18 protein-coding genes are annotated in these 18,046 nt (G+C 33.3%); 3 read left to right on the plus strand and 15 right to left on the minus strand.

All coding sequences use genetic code 11. The annotated features are described in order from the left end of the window. Positions 1-117 precede the first annotated feature (117 nt). The gene (locus tag QBK95_RS01835) at positions 118-1,200 is read left to right on the plus strand and encodes an acyloxyacyl hydrolase (protein ID WP_280929929.1); all 1,083 of its coding nucleotides are present in this window, start codon (positions 118-120) and stop codon (positions 1,198-1,200) included. A gap of 17 nt (positions 1,201-1,217) precedes the next feature. Here the strand turns inward: QBK95_RS01835 and QBK95_RS01840 are convergent, their stop codons facing one another. From QBK95_RS01840 to QBK95_RS01865, 6 genes are all read right to left on the minus strand, one after another. Then, positions 1,218-1,820, minus strand: coding sequence for a hypothetical protein (locus QBK95_RS01840; RefSeq protein ID WP_280929932.1), 603 nt, complete (start codon positions 1,818-1,820; stop codon positions 1,218-1,220). Then, a complete protein-coding gene (locus QBK95_RS01845) occupies positions 1,813-2,304 on the minus strand; it encodes an RNA polymerase sigma factor (protein ID WP_348637314.1) in 492 nt (163 codons plus the stop codon). The genes QBK95_RS01840 and QBK95_RS01845 overlap by 8 nt, the downstream gene beginning before the upstream one ends. Continuing rightward, the gene (locus QBK95_RS01850; protein WP_280929936.1) at positions 2,297-3,136 is read right to left on the minus strand and encodes an alpha/beta fold hydrolase; all 840 of its coding nucleotides are present in this window, start codon (positions 3,134-3,136) and stop codon (positions 2,297-2,299) included. The genes QBK95_RS01845 and QBK95_RS01850 overlap by 8 nt, the downstream gene beginning before the upstream one ends. A 231-nt stretch (positions 3,137-3,367) precedes the next feature. Continuing rightward, on the minus strand, positions 3,368-3,586 hold the full coding sequence (locus QBK95_RS01855; protein ID WP_280929938.1) for a VF530 family protein: 219 nt from the start codon (positions 3,584-3,586) through the stop codon (positions 3,368-3,370). Between the two features lie 455 nt (positions 3,587-4,041). After that, a complete protein-coding gene (locus QBK95_RS01860; protein WP_280929940.1) occupies positions 4,042-4,233 on the minus strand; it encodes a cold-shock protein in 192 nt (63 codons plus the stop codon). Positions 4,234-4,454: 221 nt separating this feature from the next. Then, the gene (locus tag QBK95_RS01865; RefSeq protein WP_280929943.1) at positions 4,455-4,991 is read right to left on the minus strand and encodes a DinB family protein; all 537 of its coding nucleotides are present in this window, start codon (positions 4,989-4,991) and stop codon (positions 4,455-4,457) included. A 186-nt stretch (positions 4,992-5,177) separates the two neighbouring features. Here QBK95_RS01865 and QBK95_RS01870 point away from each other — a divergent pair, with 186 nt between their 5' ends. Further along, the gene (locus QBK95_RS01870) at positions 5,178-6,152 is read left to right on the plus strand and encodes a YitT family protein (RefSeq protein WP_280929944.1); all 975 of its coding nucleotides are present in this window, start codon (positions 5,178-5,180) and stop codon (positions 6,150-6,152) included. A gap of 99 nt (positions 6,153-6,251) precedes the next feature. On the opposite strand, the gene QBK95_RS01875 is transcribed toward QBK95_RS01870, so the two are convergent. Both QBK95_RS01875 and QBK95_RS01880 read right to left on the minus strand, forming a co-directional pair. Further along, entirely contained in the window at positions 6,252-6,614 is a 363-nt protein-coding gene (locus QBK95_RS01875) for a nuclear transport factor 2 family protein (RefSeq protein WP_280929946.1), read from the minus strand. Positions 6,615-6,618: 4 nt separating this feature from the next. Next, positions 6,619-10,281 (minus strand): T9SS type A sorting domain-containing protein, encoded by a 3,663-nt coding sequence (locus QBK95_RS01880; RefSeq protein ID WP_280929948.1) that lies wholly within the window; start codon positions 10,279-10,281, stop codon positions 6,619-6,621. Between the two features lie 527 nt (positions 10,282-10,808). Here QBK95_RS01880 and QBK95_RS01885 point away from each other — a divergent pair. Continuing rightward, positions 10,809-11,750 carry a toxin-antitoxin system YwqK family antitoxin gene (locus QBK95_RS01885; protein ID WP_280929950.1) on the plus strand — a complete coding sequence of 314 codons (942 nt, stop codon included), beginning with the start codon at positions 10,809-10,811 and terminating at the stop codon, positions 11,748-11,750. Positions 11,751-11,764: 14 nt separating this feature from the next. Here the strand turns inward: QBK95_RS01885 and QBK95_RS01890 are convergent, their stop codons facing one another. The 7 genes from QBK95_RS01890 to QBK95_RS01920 form a co-directional block, all read right to left on the minus strand. Then, on the minus strand, positions 11,765-13,042 hold the full coding sequence (locus tag QBK95_RS01890) for an RNA polymerase sigma factor (protein ID WP_280929952.1): 1,278 nt from the start codon (positions 13,040-13,042) through the stop codon (positions 11,765-11,767). A gap of 18 nt (positions 13,043-13,060) precedes the next feature. Further along, positions 13,061-13,405 (minus strand): YciI family protein, encoded by a 345-nt coding sequence (locus QBK95_RS01895; protein WP_280929954.1) that lies wholly within the window; start codon positions 13,403-13,405, stop codon positions 13,061-13,063. Positions 13,406-13,421: 16 nt separating this feature from the next. Continuing rightward, entirely contained in the window at positions 13,422-13,769 is a 348-nt protein-coding gene (locus QBK95_RS01900; RefSeq protein ID WP_280929956.1) for a YciI family protein, read from the minus strand. 85 nt (positions 13,770-13,854) lie between these two features. Continuing rightward, a complete protein-coding gene (locus QBK95_RS01905; RefSeq protein ID WP_280929957.1) occupies positions 13,855-14,292 on the minus strand; it encodes an SRPBCC family protein in 438 nt (145 codons plus the stop codon). Between the two features lie 105 nt (positions 14,293-14,397). Then, positions 14,398-14,739, minus strand: coding sequence for a hypothetical protein (locus QBK95_RS01910; protein ID WP_280929959.1), 342 nt, complete (start codon positions 14,737-14,739; stop codon positions 14,398-14,400). Between the two features lie 218 nt (positions 14,740-14,957). Further along, positions 14,958-15,623 (minus strand): DUF3999 family protein, encoded by a 666-nt coding sequence (locus QBK95_RS01915; protein WP_280929961.1) that lies wholly within the window; start codon positions 15,621-15,623, stop codon positions 14,958-14,960. After that, a complete protein-coding gene (locus QBK95_RS01920; protein ID WP_280929963.1) occupies positions 15,607-17,931 on the minus strand; it encodes a DUF2339 domain-containing protein in 2,325 nt (774 codons plus the stop codon). The genes QBK95_RS01915 and QBK95_RS01920 overlap by 17 nt, the downstream gene beginning before the upstream one ends. Between the last annotated feature and the right edge of the window lie 115 nt (positions 17,932-18,046).

The raw sequence follows: 18,046 nt of genomic DNA on the forward strand, positions 1-18,046 counted from the left end.
TACTAATGTACTAATTATTCTAATTGCATACTTTGATTTCGATATATTACAATAAATTCGAAATTCCATTTTAATCCAGTGTAATTTTCAGTAAATTTAATAAGACACTGATTTACAATGAAAAAGATTAACGGATTCTTAGTTATAATGTTTATATACACTTCACTTGGAGCACAAGTAAATCCTTCTTTTTACGGTATAAAGTCTCATTATGGTTTCATTATAGCACATTCACCAGAGTTAAAACCTATCTCTCAGACAAACCCTTATGGATTACAACTGGAATATAGTTGGTTAAAGACAAGTGACAAAGCTTGGAAAACATGTTTTTGTTATGGGAAATCAGGTTTTTCATTTGCTTATTTTAATTATGCAAATCCTGATATATTAGGTAGTTCATATAACCTGATTTACTTTGTAGAACCATATTTCACCTATCAAGGTCCAATACGATTCTCATTAAGAGGGTCGGTAGGAGCAACCTACCTTAATAAAAAATTTGACGAAGAAACAAATCCTGACAATCTACTTTTCAGTACTCATTTTAGCTTTTATCTAGCTTTATCTCTTAATCTCAATTACCACATTAACGATGATTATGCTATCAATCTATCTGCTAATTACAACCATATTTCTAATGGGGGTCAAAAGCAACCTAATAAAGGAATGAATTTTCCAACTCTTTCTATTGGTGTAGACAAAATAATCAATAATGTACCATTAAAACGAAAACCCAAATCTCTAAGATCCTATGATACATCCTTGGATTATTATTTGGGATCATTTGCTAGTTTACGATCATCTGATAGAGAGGCAGAAGCAACTAATCACCTTTTGATAGGGATTATGGGCGGAATTTTAAAACCTATTTCTGGTATTAATGGTCTTAATGCTGGTATCGAGCTTTGGTATGATTACTCTGACCGAGAAATAGCTAAACAGCAAGATATTAATGATTCTGCTTTCTCATCAGCAATTACAGCAGGGCATCATTTTTCTATTGGCAATTTTTACTTCTTGCAACAGTTTGGTTTTTATTTAACACGACCAAAAAACATTCAAGGAAATTGGTTATATCAACGATATTCATTCTGGTATAGTCTTGGAGCCTCTAAACGATGGACAATCGGTGCATCTTTGATTGCGTATGGTAAAGTGGCTGACCACATGGATGGTAGATTGATATACCTCATTAATTGATCTTTTTTCTGTTTTTATCACATAGATTCCTCAGTCATTTTCTTTTTCAGTTCAATGATCTCTATTAAAGTAGTTATTTCTTTTTTGATACTTTTTCTAACTGCTATAAAAGGTATAATCGCACCAAAAATATAGGAAACATCAATCAATATCATTTGCCATGTTTTAAAATAGAGACTAAACTCTGGCGTGATCATATAAAAACCAACAGTATACAAAACTATAATAGCAATGGTTACTGGTCCATGAATAGTTTTTCTAAAATTATAAAATGCTATTGTATCATTTGTTGTTTGTAAGGCATCATCTACCATATTAATCTTTTTTGACTTTACAACACTTAGGCTTTCAATAATAACCCTTAGTATTAACCCTCCTATCATTGCCCCTACTCCTATTCTACTTAACAACTCCTTCACTGGTGCTATAAAATAGAAAAAAGCAATTATCCCTATCAAAACCAAGGACAGCACTAAGATATTTCCATAGTGAAAACGTACACTCCAATTTTTCTTTTTTTTGATTGATGAAATAGTATTTTCTATATCTTGTGGTTTGCTTTCTATGCCATCCTTATCACTTTGCCATTGACGCTGCAATGCTTCAAATTCATTACTCATTGTTTAATATTTTTTTAAGTCTTCTTTTTATTCTATGAATCTTTACTCTCACATTCGTGGGCTTAATTCCCATAATTTTTGATATGTAATCATATTCTTGTCCATCTAAGACCATCATAATTAATAATCGATCTAACTCGTCTAAATTACCTATTGCCTGATATAAACTTTGGTTTTGATCCGAAGTGATTTTTGGTTCTTCTGCCAGGGCATATACTACTTTATCTAAAGATACTTTTTTCTTATTTTTTTCCTTTCTGATATGTTGTAGACAGGTATTCACAGTAATTCTATATACCCAAGTTTTATGAGTAGACTGTCCTTTAAAACTACTCATAGCATTCCAAATATTTATAAACACTTCTTGTGTTAAATCATTAGCCAAATCTACATCTCCTTTCATATATCCCAGACACATTTGTAATACCATAGGGTAACATTTTTTATAAATCATTTCGAAAAGTTCTTGGTTCGTTTTACTCATTTGCTAAGAAAGCATTTACTTTTTGATAGAATAATTCTGGTTGGTCGAACATGATAAAATGCTTACTATCAGGTATCATTTTTATAGTTTTATCAGAAAGGGAAACATATTGTTTTTCATAATTTGATTTTGCTACGTCAATGTTTGGAAAAGCTGCTCCTAAAATTAAAGTTTTTGCCGTTACTTTATCCAACACTTTTCTAAGGTCTAGTTTTAGGAGATCTGTATATCCATAGACATAAGTTTCTCGATCCGCTTTTAGAATCCAATCAAGTAAGGTGTCTACTTTTTCTTTATTATTGGTCATATTCTGAGCCATCATCATTGCAGTTTGCTTAAACTGTGTTTCATTCATAGCAAGCATCTGCTGGTTATAAGGGTTATCGTACTTAATCTGACTTTCTGAGACACCTGGCATCATTAGCTCACGCATACAAGGTATTGAATCTACAATAACTAGACTTTTTATAGTATTTGGTATCGCTGCGGCTATATCTATTGCAAGATTTCCTCCCATGCTATGACCAATAATAATCACGTTGGTCAACTCTTTTTCTTTAATATAAGATATTAACTCTTTTTTAATAGTATCATACCAAGGCATCTCAATAGGCTCATTACTATCAAACCCTGCATAGGATATTAAGTGATTTTGATGTTCATTTTCTAAATGAGCCACCGTATCATTCCAAATTGATCCTGGATTGGTAAAACCTGGTAAAAACAAAATTGGATTCCCATTTCCTGATACTTCAATCGTAATAGCAGGTGCTTGACCGAAAGATAGATTGGCAATTACAAATAACACCAGTGTAATTTTAAAATTTTTCATAATATTCTGTTTTTAATTTCCCCTTTGATGCAAAAGATTGGAAATTGTTACAGCACATATGAAAAAAAATGATACGTAGCGAAGGATTAAAAAAAAACAGATTCTAATTTGGTTAATATAGTGTAGAAAGCTAGAACTCTAATTTAAAGTTTCAATCGTTACGACCAATAAACCCTAAAAAGTATATATAGAAACAGAATTATTTATCTACTAAAGGAGAATTATAAGAAACTACCTTTTAATAGATTTTAGGTATAATTTCTCTACCTTTTCCCTTGCCCAAGGTGTTCGTCTTAAAAATTTAAGGCTTGATTTTACAGATGGATCATTCTTAAAGCATTGAATATTTATCCTAGTACCTAATTCCTCCCAACTATACTCAGATACTAAGTACTCTAAAATATCTACCAACTTCACACCGTGTAAAGGATTGTTTGCTTGTTTATTCATATCAATTCTATATTTCATACACGAATTGTCATTAGTAACAGATTCGTTTACAACACTCTATTTGGTGTATTACATTGTAGCCAGTCTTCTATAAATGGATATCAACCAATGCCATCAAAGGTAGGGTATTCTATCTATTTATGCGTTTTATAATAAAAAGTAAGTATTATGAGATTTTTAAAAACACATTTTAAATTGAGCTTTAAGCTTATTATGAGCTTTCTAAGGGAATTGCCTTCTTCCAGCGGCTATGCTTTAAGAAGATAAATGAAAAACTTGTATAACAACAATCCATTATATTAAAGCAATAACTCGCTTTATATGAAGGATAAATACATTGTTTTATTTTCATTTGGATAATATCAATAAATCTACTACAACGTCAAAATGTAGTACAAATAAAAAGCCTATCAATTTTGATAGGCTTCTTCATTAAAAAAGTTATGTAGTATATATTAAATTACTTTTACATTTACTGCGTTTAAACCCTTTTTACCTTCTTGTAGATCAAATTCAACTACATCGCCTTCACGAATCTCGTCTACTAATCCTGAAATGTGTACAAAATGTTCTTTGTTCGAACCTTCTTCTACAATAAATCCAAATCCTTTGGCGTCATTGAAGAATTTTACTGTTCCTTTGTTCATTGTTAAAATTTAAAATTAATTATTTATTGATTTACAAAGATGATGCCAGAGATGTGAGTAGTTCTTTGGCAGATCTTCAGTAATTGTAAAGCTACGAATAATAATTTTATAATATTTATGGTAATACCTCAGATTCTTATAACCTGATTTAATATTTTAGTACACTATTAAAATTTACTCTTAATTAATAGACTGAAGCAAAAACTACAACATCTTACTATTTATTCTTTGGGTGCGTAATTCAATATTGTAAGATATTTTGGCCAAGGTCCAACTTCATTTTTATATTGTTTCGCGATAACTCTAGAGATTTGAGCAATATGCCCTAAATCATGAACGGTCCAGGCCGCTAAGAGTTGACTTAAACTAACTTCACCTAATTCTGGATGCATTCCTTTACGATTAAGATCCTCTAAAGAAAGGTTCTTGGATTTTAACGTAATAATATTATTATTTCTGAGCGTTTCGAATTCTGCGAGTAATTCTGAAATCGTTTTTCCCGAACTGTTTTCGAATTGAGCAAATCTATCAAAGGGTTCAAATGTTTTATCAGGAGCGGTACTTAAAATAATTTCAGTTCTAATCATCCAATCTGTTTTTTCACCGTGAATTAAATGACCAATTACATCAAAGGAACTCCAAGTATTATCTCCTTCATTTTCATAGATCCATTCTGAAGGTAATCCTTGTAAAAAGCCTTTTAAAAGTATAGGTGTTTTTTCTAAAATAGATATAGCATCATTTAACTCAAATTTCATAGTAGCTCCTTATTTTATCATTTGTTTCTAATTTACTTTATTTTTTTGTCTTAAAACAGATTTTTGGTTTCCCGTATTGAAATTAAAAACCACATTCGCACTTTCGTATAAAAAAATACACTAAATAACTATTATTAAAATGTTTACAAACAATCATCCCCGTCAATTTTGACTATATTGTAATAGATGAATCCATTATTACAATATATCTTATTACTACGCGCCAAAAAAAAGTTAAAAAACAAAAGCGATGATCAGACAATTCTGAAACGTCAAATTGTAGCAGAATTAAGAAAAGGACATGTAGAGTTTGTTCACTCGGTAAAAGAAATAATATTTATATCCGCTGGTGTTCTTTCGGCTGGATTCGGACTTAACGGTTTCTTAATCCCTAACCAATTTATTGATGGTGGTGCCACAGGTGTTTCTTTATTACTGCAGGTATTCTCTAATATATCCTTAGGGTTACTACTTATTATTGTGAATCTTCCTTTTATAATTTTAGGGGCACAAACTATAGGCAGAGTATTTGCCATCAAAAGCATTATTGCCATTACCGCTTTGGCTATTGTAGTACATTTTGTTCCCTATCCAATAATAACAGAAGATAAATTACTGATTGCCTTTTTTGGGGGTTTCTTTTTAGGTTTAGGTATTGGTATGAGCATGCGTGGTGGAGGTGTTATTGATGGTACAGAGGTCTTAGCAATTTATCTAAGTAGAAAATGGCATATGACTGTTGGAGATATCATTCTATTGATTAATATCGTTATATTTTCTGTTGGAGCTTATTTACTTTCCATAGAAATAGCATTATATGCGATTCTTACGTATTTGATCGCTGCTAAAACCGTGAATTATATAGTAGATGGAGTTGAAGAATATATTGGCGTTACAATTATTTCTAAAAAAAACGAAGAAATCCGATTAATGTTAACTAATAAAATGGGGAAAGCCTGTACCATATATCATGGAAGACCAGGATATGATAAACCTAATAGACAACGTACCAACATCGAAATAGTATATACCGTTTTGACTCGTTTAGAAATAGCAAAACTGAGTACCGAAATCGACAAAATAGATAGAAACGCTTTTATTGTAATGGATCAGGTAAAGGATATTAAAGGAGGAATGATAAAAAGAAAACCTATGAAATGAGATTGATTCACATCAATATCTTTCTTATTATCCATAATCCAACACTATTTCATCAAATCATATTGAAAAACAAAATATACAGAATGAACGCTACAAATCTTAGCTAGGCTCCGAAAGTTTTCTCTCATCTGGTATGTCACCTGCAATATTATAATAGGCAATTATTTCTTCTATCAAACTATCTTTAGGAAAATACCACTCACTTACATCCAGTGTGAAATCTCCTTGCTTTGCAGTATAACGTACACAGGCTCTGTCCACTCCGTAAATTGTATCATGAATTTCGAAATGATGTCCCAAAAACTTATCTTTATTAGCTTCTACAAGGTTTATATATGCTCTTTTCCCTTCTATAGTTCCGTAAGGACTTGTGTGCTTAAAATTATCAGAAATGGGTAACTCTAAAAAATCACCTTCTTCCCAGATATTAAACCATTTTTCAACCAACTCTTTTAAGTCCATGATATCATTTTTTTATAAAGCGTTTTATAACTTGATTTCCTTTAATGGTCTTTATACTTACAAAATATACTCCAGCTTTCATTTCCGAAGTATCTAACTTATTATTTGTTGTCTCTAAGATTTTCTGACCACTAATTGTAAAGACTATAATTTTTTCTACAGGTTTGTTTAACATTATATAATCATCCGCAGGATTCGGATATAACTTTAATTTCGTAGTATCAAACTCTTCTTCTTCTACATCTAAAAGTTGATACAAAAAGCATGCAGAAGTTGATGAACATCCATTTTCTATAACAATAACAGCATAATTACCACTTGCAGTGGCCGTAAAAGATTGGTTAGTTTCCATTGGGATTGGCATATTCGTATCACAATTGATCCATTGATACGTTACTCCTGTTGCATTAGCAGTATATGTAGGAGCAGTATCGGTAACTGTTGCATCTGGCAATCCAAAGACTTCAACATTATCCGTTGCAGTACTAGTACAACCTGCTCCATCTGTAAAATCATATGTTATTGTATGGACTCCTACTCCTGCAGCAGCAGGATCAAAAGAATAGGTCATTCCATTACCATCATCGGTAACTCCTGAACCGCTATACACACCGCCAGTTGGAGTTCCTCCTCCTAAGCCTGCTTGCACACCTGCATTGATACAGAGATCTGCTAAAGCCGTAAATGTAATTATTGGTAATCCAAAAACCTCAACATTATCCATTCCAACGCTTGTACAACCTCCTCCATCGGTATAACTATACGTTATTGTATGGACTCCTACTCCTGCTGCAGCAGGATCAAAAGAATAGGTCATTCCATTACCATCATCGGTAACTCCTGAACCGCTATACACACCGCCAGTTGGAGTTCCTCCTCCTAAGCCTGCTTGCACACCTGCATTGATACAGAGATCTGCTAAAGCCGTAAATGTAATTATTGGTAATCCAAAAACCTCAACATTATCCATTCCAACGCTTGTACAACCTCCTCCATCGGTATAACTATACGTTATTGTATGGACTCCTACTCCTGCTGCTGCAGGATCAAAAGAATAGGTCATCCCATTACCGTCATCGGTAACTCCAGAACCGCTATACACACCGCCAGTTGGAGTTCCTCCTCCTAAACCTGCTTGCACACCTGCATTGATACAGAGATCTGCCAAAGCTGTAAATGTAACTGTTGGTAATCCAAAAACCTCAACATCATCCGTTGTAGCGCCTGTACAACCTCCTCCATCGGTATAACTATACGTTATTGTATGGACTCCTACTCCTGCTACTGCAGGATCAAAAGAATAGGTCATCCCATTACCGTTATCGGTAACTCCAGAACCGCTATAAACACCTCCAGTTGGAGTTCCTCCTCCTAAGCCTGCTTGCACACCTGCATCAATACAGAGATCCGCTAAAGCTGTAAATGTAACTGTTGGCAATCCAAAAACCTCAACATTATCCGTTGCAGTGCTTGTACAACCTCCTCCATCAGTATAACTATATGTTATTGTATGGACTCCTACTCCCGAAGCAGCTGGATCAAAAGAATAGGTCATCCCATTACCGTCATCGGTAACTCCAGAACCGCTATAAACACCTCCAGTTGGAGTTCCTCCTCCTAAACCTGCTTGCACACCTGCATTGATACAGAGATCTGCCAAAGCTGTTAATGTAACTGTTGGTAATCCAAAAACCTCAACATCATCCGTTGCAGTGCCTGTACAACCTCCTCCATCAGTATAACTATACGTTATTGTATGGACTCCTACTCCTGCTGCTGCAGGATCAAAAGAATAGGTCATCCCATTACCATCATCAGTAACTCCAGAACCACTATACACACCTCCAGTTGGAGTTCCTCCTCCTAAGCCTGCTTGCACACCTGCATCAATACAGAGATCCGCTAAAGCTGTAAATGTAACTGTTGGTCCTAATACCTCTACATCATCACTTGCAGAATTAGTACAACCATTCCCATCTGTATAGGTATATGTCAGCGTATGAGTTCCTACTCCAGCTATTAGAGGATTAAAAAGATAATTAATTCCATCACCAATATTTGTAACTCCAGGACCACTATAGGTACCACCTGAAGGAGTCCCTGTTAATGACGAAAGTTGTATTCCTGCATCAACGCACAAATCTGCAAGAGCAGTAAAAACAACTGATGGTAATGCAAAGACTTCAATGTCATCTGTTACACTATTACCTCCTTCAGTATATGTTATTATATGCACACCTACTCCAGCAGCTATAGGGTTAAACGAATAGGTCATTCCGTTACCGTCATCGGTGATTCCAGAACCAGAATATACACCACCAGTTGGGGACCCACTTCCTAAACCTGTCTGTACTCCTGCATCAACACATAGATCAGCTGGAGCTGTAAAGTCCAGACATCCTGTAGTTCCTATGGCAAAAACCTCGATAGTGTCAGAAGCTGAATTTCCTCCTTGATCATATGTTAATGTAAATACACCAACTCCTGCAGTTGCAGGATCAAAAGAATAGGTCATTCCATTTCCATCATCGGTAACTCCGGTACCTGAATATACTCCTCCAACTGGTAAGCCTCCACTAAGACCTGTTTGTATTCCGTCTGAAATACACAAATCAGAGGTTACAGCAAAACTTATAGAAGGTGCAACATCTTCTCCACAAACAGACAGTGCTGTTTCAAGACCATCTTGACAGCCCAATGCTGTAGGTGAATTACTTACAAAAATCAAACATTGATTTGATGCGAGTCCTGTAATCACGGTTCCTGTAAGATCACCTGTAGCAGGACCAAATACAAGGGTTCCTGATGTAGCTGATCCAGTGGCTCCTTCATACACAGTTAAGGTATTTCCTCCTAAAGTATATGTTCCTGTATTAATAGTAGCTTGGGCTGCCATGCCTGCAGATGGACATACTTCAAAAACAACGAGATCTATTTCTGCCGTGGTTCCTCCACAATAAAACTCTGAAGTTTCTCCAGGATCAGTACAACCACAGGCTGCCAGAACTTCTATAGTATCTGTAGCAGTTGCTCCACATACTCCAGGTTCTGTATAGGTGATGGTGTGAATTCCTACTCCAGCAAAAGCAGGATTAAAACTATAGTTTGGCCCTAAAGCAGTGACACCTGGACCAGAATATACACCACCAGATGGTGTAGCTCCACTTAACGATACTGTACCTGCATCAATACATAGATCCGCTGGAGCTGTAAAATTAACCATTGGAATTGCTACCACTTCAACATCATCAGATGCTGATCCTCCATTGGTATACGTTAACGTTTGTGTCCCTACTCCAGCTGTTCCAGGATCAAAACTATACGTCATTCCATTTCCATCATCTGTAACTCCTGCTCCCGAATACACTCCTCCAGAAGGAGAACCTCCACTTAATCCAGTCTGCACACCATCATCAATACATAAATCTGCAGGTGCTGCAAAAGTAACTGTAGTACCTGCTAAGCTTTCGCTACAAACATCCATGGCTGTTTCAAAACCTTCTGCACAACCAAAAAACCCAGGAGTACTGGTGAAAACAAATATTAGACATAAATCAGAAGCAGATGCCGTTATTATAGTTCCTGCTAAATCCCCATTGGCAGGACCAAAAATAATACTACCTCCAGTTCCTGATCCAGTAGCTCCTTCATAAACTGTAAGGTTCACCAGATTTGTTGGTATTCCTGGTGTGATAGTTCCAATCGTTCCTGCAGTAATTGTAGATTGTGCAATATCTCCAGCAGTCGGGCAAAATTCAAATCCTACCGTATTACTATCACTCTGTGAATAGCAATAACTATTTTATGTTTGTCCAGCAGCACATTGAGCATATGATAGATTAGAAAACGAAAAAAGAATGATTCCAATTGAAATAAAAATCAGTTGCGTATTTTTTTTCATAATGTTTTGTTTATGAAGCGGTGGGTTTAGTTGTAATTAACAAGATAAGTATTAATTATAAGTTAAAAAAAATAGTTATCACTGTAAAAATCAAAATCAAGCGCAATAACTTATAAACAGGTGAGAATTTTATCTGCTAAATTGACAAAAAGGTAACAAATTGGTATTGTCTTTGATCTATAATAAACTAAAGGTCCGTTTTGGATCAAGACTTTTTGAAAAACAACAAAAAAAAGTTAACTTTATTAATAGTCAAAGGGAAAAAAATTACGCAAATCCAACTCATCAAAACAATGAAAAACTCACACTTTATCTTTATTGGTTTACTACTTATTACTTTTTTCACAAAAGGACAAACTCCTATTCAAGGAGGTTATATCGAACTTACTTATGATGAGTATACAGAACTTATAGAAATTAATCAAGAGAATGAATTGGATGGTAAATATTATGTCAGACAGTTTAAAGACAAAAAAGTTATTGGTATCCATAAAATCGAATACAGAAAAGGAAGAAAAAATGGAGAATGGCTACATTTTTCGATTTTCAGAAAAAAGGGAACACTGGATTTATCCACTATAGAAAACTATGAAGATGATTTAAGAAATGGGTATTATTATAATTCTGACAATGGATTTACTTTTTCGGAAGAAGGATATTATGAGAAAGGCAAAAAAGAAGGATTATGGAATGTTACAAAAAGTGGTTCTAATGAAAAAATAAATTATAAAAACGGTAAAAAACATGGTGATTATTGGCGTCAGGACGCATCAGGAGTTATTGTAAAAGGAGCTTATAAAAAAGGTGAAAAACTTGATAATTGGACTATTGAAGATCTTTCTGGAAACACCAAAAATCAAGGAGAAAATACAAGCATCTCATCACAACCGACTGAGGCTTCATCTGCAACATCTGGCATCCAAACGGTTCAAGGGAGCGTACAAAAACCCGATGGAACCATTGCTCCAATTGCTGTAGTTCGATTACAACTTACAGATACCTCTTGCACATATGCTTTTACCGATTTTGATGGTAATTTTGATATCGAAATTGATTATGATAAGATTACTGAAAATAGTTATTTTGAAATTGTCATTGAAGGTTTTCCTAAAAAAATAATGCCATTCTCAGATTTTTCTGATCAAGATGCTATTACGTTAGATAATGGTAGAAAAAAAATAACCTATGATGAATATCGCAGTTATTACGAATCTATGAAAGATTGTCACTTGTAGTATGATACTTTAAATTAATTAAGAATACGAGCTATTTTTTGTTTCAAAAAGTGTTTTTCAATTTTGGATTGAGTAAGCTTTAGTGCTTGTTGATAATATTCAACAGCTACATTAGGTTGAATCAAACGTTCATATATTTTTCCCATAATAGCGTGGTACAGATAATATCTGTTCATTACTTTATGATCATTTATTTTTTCTATGACATCTAAAGCTTCTGATGGCCCTTTTAATTCCAATATTACCAAACATCTATTCAGAAAAACTATAGGATCATAATTAATATTCAATAACAGGTCATAATATTTTAATATCTCCTTCCAGTTCGTTGTTTCATAACTTGAAGCTGTACAATGTTGATAGGCTATCGCTGCTTCTACATGGTAAGTTGTTAATGTGTCACCAAAAGCTGCTTGATTAAGATACTTGCTTCCTAATTTGATCAATTCAATATCCCATATTTTTCGATCTTGATCAGATAGCAGTATCAGGTTTCCATCTTTGGTAGTTCGACTTTCTATTCTGGCTGTATGAAAACACATCAATGACATTAATGCATATACTTGTGGTAAACGTGTACGTTTACTATCCAATAAAGATTTACACAACCATAGTGCTTGCGAAATCAAGTCTTTTCGTATTAGTTGATCATCATGTGTAGAATTATATCCTTCGTTAAACATCAAATAAATTGTACTCAATACCACCTCTGTTTTTGTTTCGATCTCCTCTAGAAAAGGTATTCTAGGTCGTATTTTATGTTTTCTAAAATATTCTTTCGTACGGTACAATCTTTTAGAGATCGTGTCTTCAGAAGTAAGAAAGGATTTAGCTACTTCTTTTGTACTAAATCCACAAAGAGATTTTAATATAAAAGTGATTTGATTTTCAGAAGAAATATCGGGATGGCAACAAGCGTACATCATTGCTAAAAAATCATCTTGTATATGTTGTTCTTTCCAAAAACTATCCATAGTACTTGTTAATGTGTATTCGGAAGTCAATAATTTACGTTCGGGATCTGAAAAGTCGATAGTTTTACTATGTTTTTTTCTTCTTATAATATCAATTGCTTTATTTTTTGCAGCGCGATATAGCCAAGCTTTTGGATTATCAGGCATCCCTCTAAACTTCCATGTTTCTAAGGCACTAACCAATGCATCTTGTACGACATCTTCTGCTATTGCTATATTTTCAGTCCCAAAGATTTTAATTAAAACAGCAACCATCTTTCCAGATTCTTGTCTAAAAAGATGGTTTAAGGTATTATCTATGTGATCTTGTGATTCCAATAATAATAATAATAATAATTATCCCATTGGTGCTATTTCACGAACCTCTACACTACAATCGTACTCAAAGCTAGGGCAACCTTTTGCAATTTCTGTTGCCTGATCCAGTGAATCTGCTTTGATAAGGAGATATCCTCCTACCAATTCTTTGCCTTCTGCAAATGGGCGATCTATCACTTTCTTTCCTCCTTCGGTCATGGTATTACCTTCATTCATTAAAGGTTGTCCTCCCACTAATTTTTCTTCTTGTGCCAATTTACCCATCCACTCTTGCCAGTGTTCCATATGCTTTTGCATGTCTTCTGGAGATACCGAATTATATTTTTCCTGTCCTCCTCTTATAAGCATTAAAAATTCTTTCATCGTCTATTTTTTTTAATTAAACATCTTCTGGCCACACTTCTCTAACTTCTACAGAGGATTCCCATTGCAATCCTGGACATCCTTTTGCCATTCCAGTCGCTTCTTCCATTGTTTCGGCCAGTACTATGATATAGCCTCCAACTAGCTCTTTAGCTTCAACAAGAGATCTATCAGTAACTTTTGTGCCTCCAGGATGAACCGTATTTACTGCTGGATATAGCCGCTCACCTCCCATATATTTTTCTTGTTCTGAAATTTGCCCAATCCACTCCATCCACTTTTCCATATGTGCATTTTGCTCTTCTGGGGTTTTAGCATCCCATACTTCGTCTCCGCCTTTAAAAAGGAACATAAATTGTTTCATTTGTCTAATTTTTTAATGTTTATTTATTTTTTTATAGTACTATGACGGATCTGTTTTAGGAATTAGGACATTATTTTAAAAAAAATTATTTTCTATATCCTACAGAGCCAAAAGCTTCTCCTATACCTGTTTGGCAATATTGACGTAAACTTTCCATATACCTTCCCCAACTATAGCTACAGATTGCATAAAAATCATCCTGATCTTTCCATCCTTCATGTGAGAATCTTACACGTGTTTTTCCATCATTCTTATCTAATAAAAACGTAAAAATATGACCAATCCAACCATGTTCACTTGCCACACATGTCCACACTACTTTATGATTAGGTTGTAATGTAACCACTTTCATTGTAGGTCCTATAGTAGTCCCAAAATCAAATTGAATTGTTGCTTCTTGTGCTGTGTTTCCTTTCGTTTGAATCGTCCACCAATTAGACAAGCCTTCAATAGTAGTTATTGCCTCAAAAACTTTTTGCGCATTGGCATCTATATGAAAAAGGTGTTTGATCGAATATTCCATGAGTATTATTTTTATATATACTTCTCTTTGACGAATAGCTATATGATATTTAGACTCAATTTTGATTTATCTGAAATGTTCTTTTCAATTTAATATCACAAAATATTATTTCTTTTTCATCATACTAAACGTAAATCCACCTAATAACAATATAACTATAAGCATTACTGCCCATAACCATATTTTATTTTTCAATAGTGATTCTGTCGCTTCTACTTCTTTTTGTTGGATAGGTTCTTCAATTCCTACTTGTAATATCTTTAGTTCTTTGGGCACTCGTTCAGAAACATATTGCAAATCATACGAAGGTTGGTGCGCTTTATTGTTCCCATATGTAAGATAGTATGTTGCTGGCTTTGTAAATCGTGTGATTAATTCGTAAGTATATCCTTTTAGCTGAATGGTGTCTATTGTTAAAGGTTCATTATCCTGATTATCAATTATCACCTTTATTTTATTAGTAATCGTACTAGAAAACCTAAATTCATTTTCTTCAATTGAATTGAGAGTTCCTGCTGTAAGATCTTCGTATCTATATTTCCATCCTTTTTCGGTTTGAGTACTATCTTCAAGAAATTTGATACGTATACGTCGATAGTAATCAAATTCATTTTTGGGTTTTATTTTTATATAACTTAAAGGAATTGCTGTTTCTAATTGAATATTTAGTATTGTTTGCTTATTTGTTTTTTGGTTTCTATCGATTGAATAGAATACTCCTTGTAATTTGCCTCTTTTACTTGTTTTAAAGTGATCTGTGCACTACTTATTTCTGGGGCTTTATTTCCCTTTATAAAAACTCTATAGTATTGATATTTAGAACTTGGAAATTTTACAGTGGTAAAATCATATGAAGTTAATTCATTTTTTATAGATAGGATTCGGTAATTATTTACAATCGTATACCATTTTTTTAAGTTTTGACTTCCTTCTAAAGTTACTGCAGTATCAAAATTATCTTGTCGAAAAAACAATTTAATTTGATTTATGGTTTGATCAAGGGGTATTTTAAACGTTATAAAAGCTCCTTTATGAGTAGTAACTCTATTAATAATTTCGAAATTAACCTGCTTATTGGTACTTTCTGGTTCATTTTGTTTAATCAAATAAGGAGCTTCTATTGTATCATTTTTTTTAGTAACTCCATAAATTCTTATATCAGAAAAATCCGAAGACAGGTTTTTAAATACCTCGTCAGGTAGTGTAATAGAATGCCAACTATCAGATATACCATATAATTCTCGTTTATATTGATATTTGTCTATCTGTCCGTACATTTCCGAAGAAATTACTACTAGAATCCAGAGTACAATATTAATCTTTGATCTCATCAGCTATTATGTGTTTGTATTTATTATATAAGAACGAAATTATCAAAAGTAATACTCCTAAAGACACAAACACAATGGTTTTAGAAATGGTATTTAGATGTGCGATATCATACAAGAATAGTTTTATCAAAGTAATCCCGAATAGAATGAACGCAATAACACGTATGTGCTTTGTTTTTTTCCAAAATCCAAGTGCAATCAATAGTAGTGCATATAAACCCCAAAGAATACTTAATCCTAATTTATCTGATGATATATATCCTGCTATATCCAACCAATGAATTAATTCACTACTAATAATCCATATTATCGCTATTTGTAAAATAACATCGAAACTTATTTTAAAGGTTCTTTTTAGAAAATCCTGTCTCACGTATTGATAACAGATAGCTAGCAATCCAATTCCAAAAATTAATGAAATATATCGAATACCAATATGATACAAACCAATTTCAGACGATTCTAGAAGCTTTGAGTTTAGGTAAATTTCTCTTAACTCACTTAATATATAAAGCCCACTTGATAAGAAAATAAGTACTCCAAATAGATTAAGAAATACATTGATATATCCAAAAACCATGTTTTTAAATTTTCGAATATTTACAAGAGAAATTATGATTAGAAATATTAAAGTGTAATTAATCAACCAGATACCTCTAAACTCCTGTTTATTCTCGTTCTGGTTATTCCAATATTCATTGATTTCTAAAAAGAAAGTCATATAAAGAACAAACAGAAACATTGCAGAAATCCATAAGGAGATTAAATCGAACCAAGTTTTATATTTAGGCCATTGAAATGGATATTTGTCACTACGATGTAAGTAGAGAATATACCCAAGAGAAGCGACACATATTAGGGAAGTGAGTACAGAAATATTAAAAAATGGTATCATATTGCTTTCTGGTACCTCTGAAACATAAGAATACTCTACATAATAAAACCACCAATCCTGTAATACACTAAAAAAAGCTAATGCTATCACTGGATATGCAAGTTTTTCATAAATAGGAACTTTCTTAGTTCTACCTATCCAAAATAACAAAACTGCTTCTGCAGCCCATAAAAGGGTAACCCAGTTGCCATCTAACTGTACGGGAAATGCGATACTGATAAAAACCAACACCATTCCTGATATAAAATAAAACAAATTGCGATCCGCTAGCTTTAATCTATAAATGAAGACGCTTATTATGAAATGTATTATAGCATTCCCTAATGTAAATACTCCTAATAATTGGTTTCCTTCTGGGTGATTGTCTAGCATCGAAAAACCGATTCCATAAAAAACGAAAGCATTAATTAGTTGAAGAATAATATCACCTATACTAAACTTTTCTTTTCTAATCAGTTTATACATCAAAAATATAACATAGAATGTCGTAAAAAACACAAGCAAAAAGACAGCTGCTAATCCAAAGTGAATACCTGTTTCATAATCAGAAACATACCAACTAAAATAAATCAACCATGTAAGAAAAAAAGAAGAATAATATAATGATTTCCAATAACGCTGTAGCGATATTACAAGGATCCCAATATTAATGATCGCCATATAACTAAATAGTACTCCCACTCTTCCAGACCCATCACTAAGTAAAAACGGAACTGCATAAGCGCCTACCAACCCTATATGTGCAATCACTTGTCTATTATACTGTATCGCCGCAAATACTGTGAAAATTGTAAATAAAACCATCAGACCAAAAGCAAAAAGCTGTGGAATCAGATCATATAAACTATACGCCATAAAGGTTATAAAATATAATATCGCCATTGCTCCACTCACCAATACTGCACTAAAGTTTTCGTATTTCTGCTTTAGTTTCATTCCAATAGTGATCAAACCAATACCTGTGATGTATCCTAACACAATTCTTGTTAACGGACTAATTAAATCATTATCAATAGAATATTTGGTTCCAATAGCTACTCCAATTATTAAAATGACAACTCCGATTTTGCTTATAAGATTTTCTCCTATAAATTTTTCCCAATTCGATTTCCCTTTTGGTTTAACAATTTCTTTAATTGTAGGTGTTGTTATTGGTGTAATAGGCTGTTTTTGTTCCGCGAAGTCTACTGGTTTAGGTTCATCTTCTATATTTTTTAATGTTGGTTCGGCTATTCCTGAAGTGATTCGATCTCTGTCCTCTACAATTGGCTCTTCTTTTCTTTCTACCTCACCTTTTAGCTTATATATTTCGCCTTTCAAGTCTAATATTTCTCTATGAAAAACCTCTTGTTTTTTTGAAAGAATCTCTATTTTTTTAAGAAGTTCATTAATGTAATCTTGATTATTAGCCATCGCGGTTTTCGTATAAAAATGAAGATGATTTTTTGATATTGATTATAGAAATATAGTCAAAAAAAAGAGCTTTATTTAAATACATAAATATTTTCTCTCTTTTCACACCACAAAA

Source organism: Aquimarina mycalae, from assembly GCF_029906345.1.
Classification (GTDB): domain Bacteria; phylum Bacteroidota; class Bacteroidia; order Flavobacteriales; family Flavobacteriaceae; genus Aquimarina.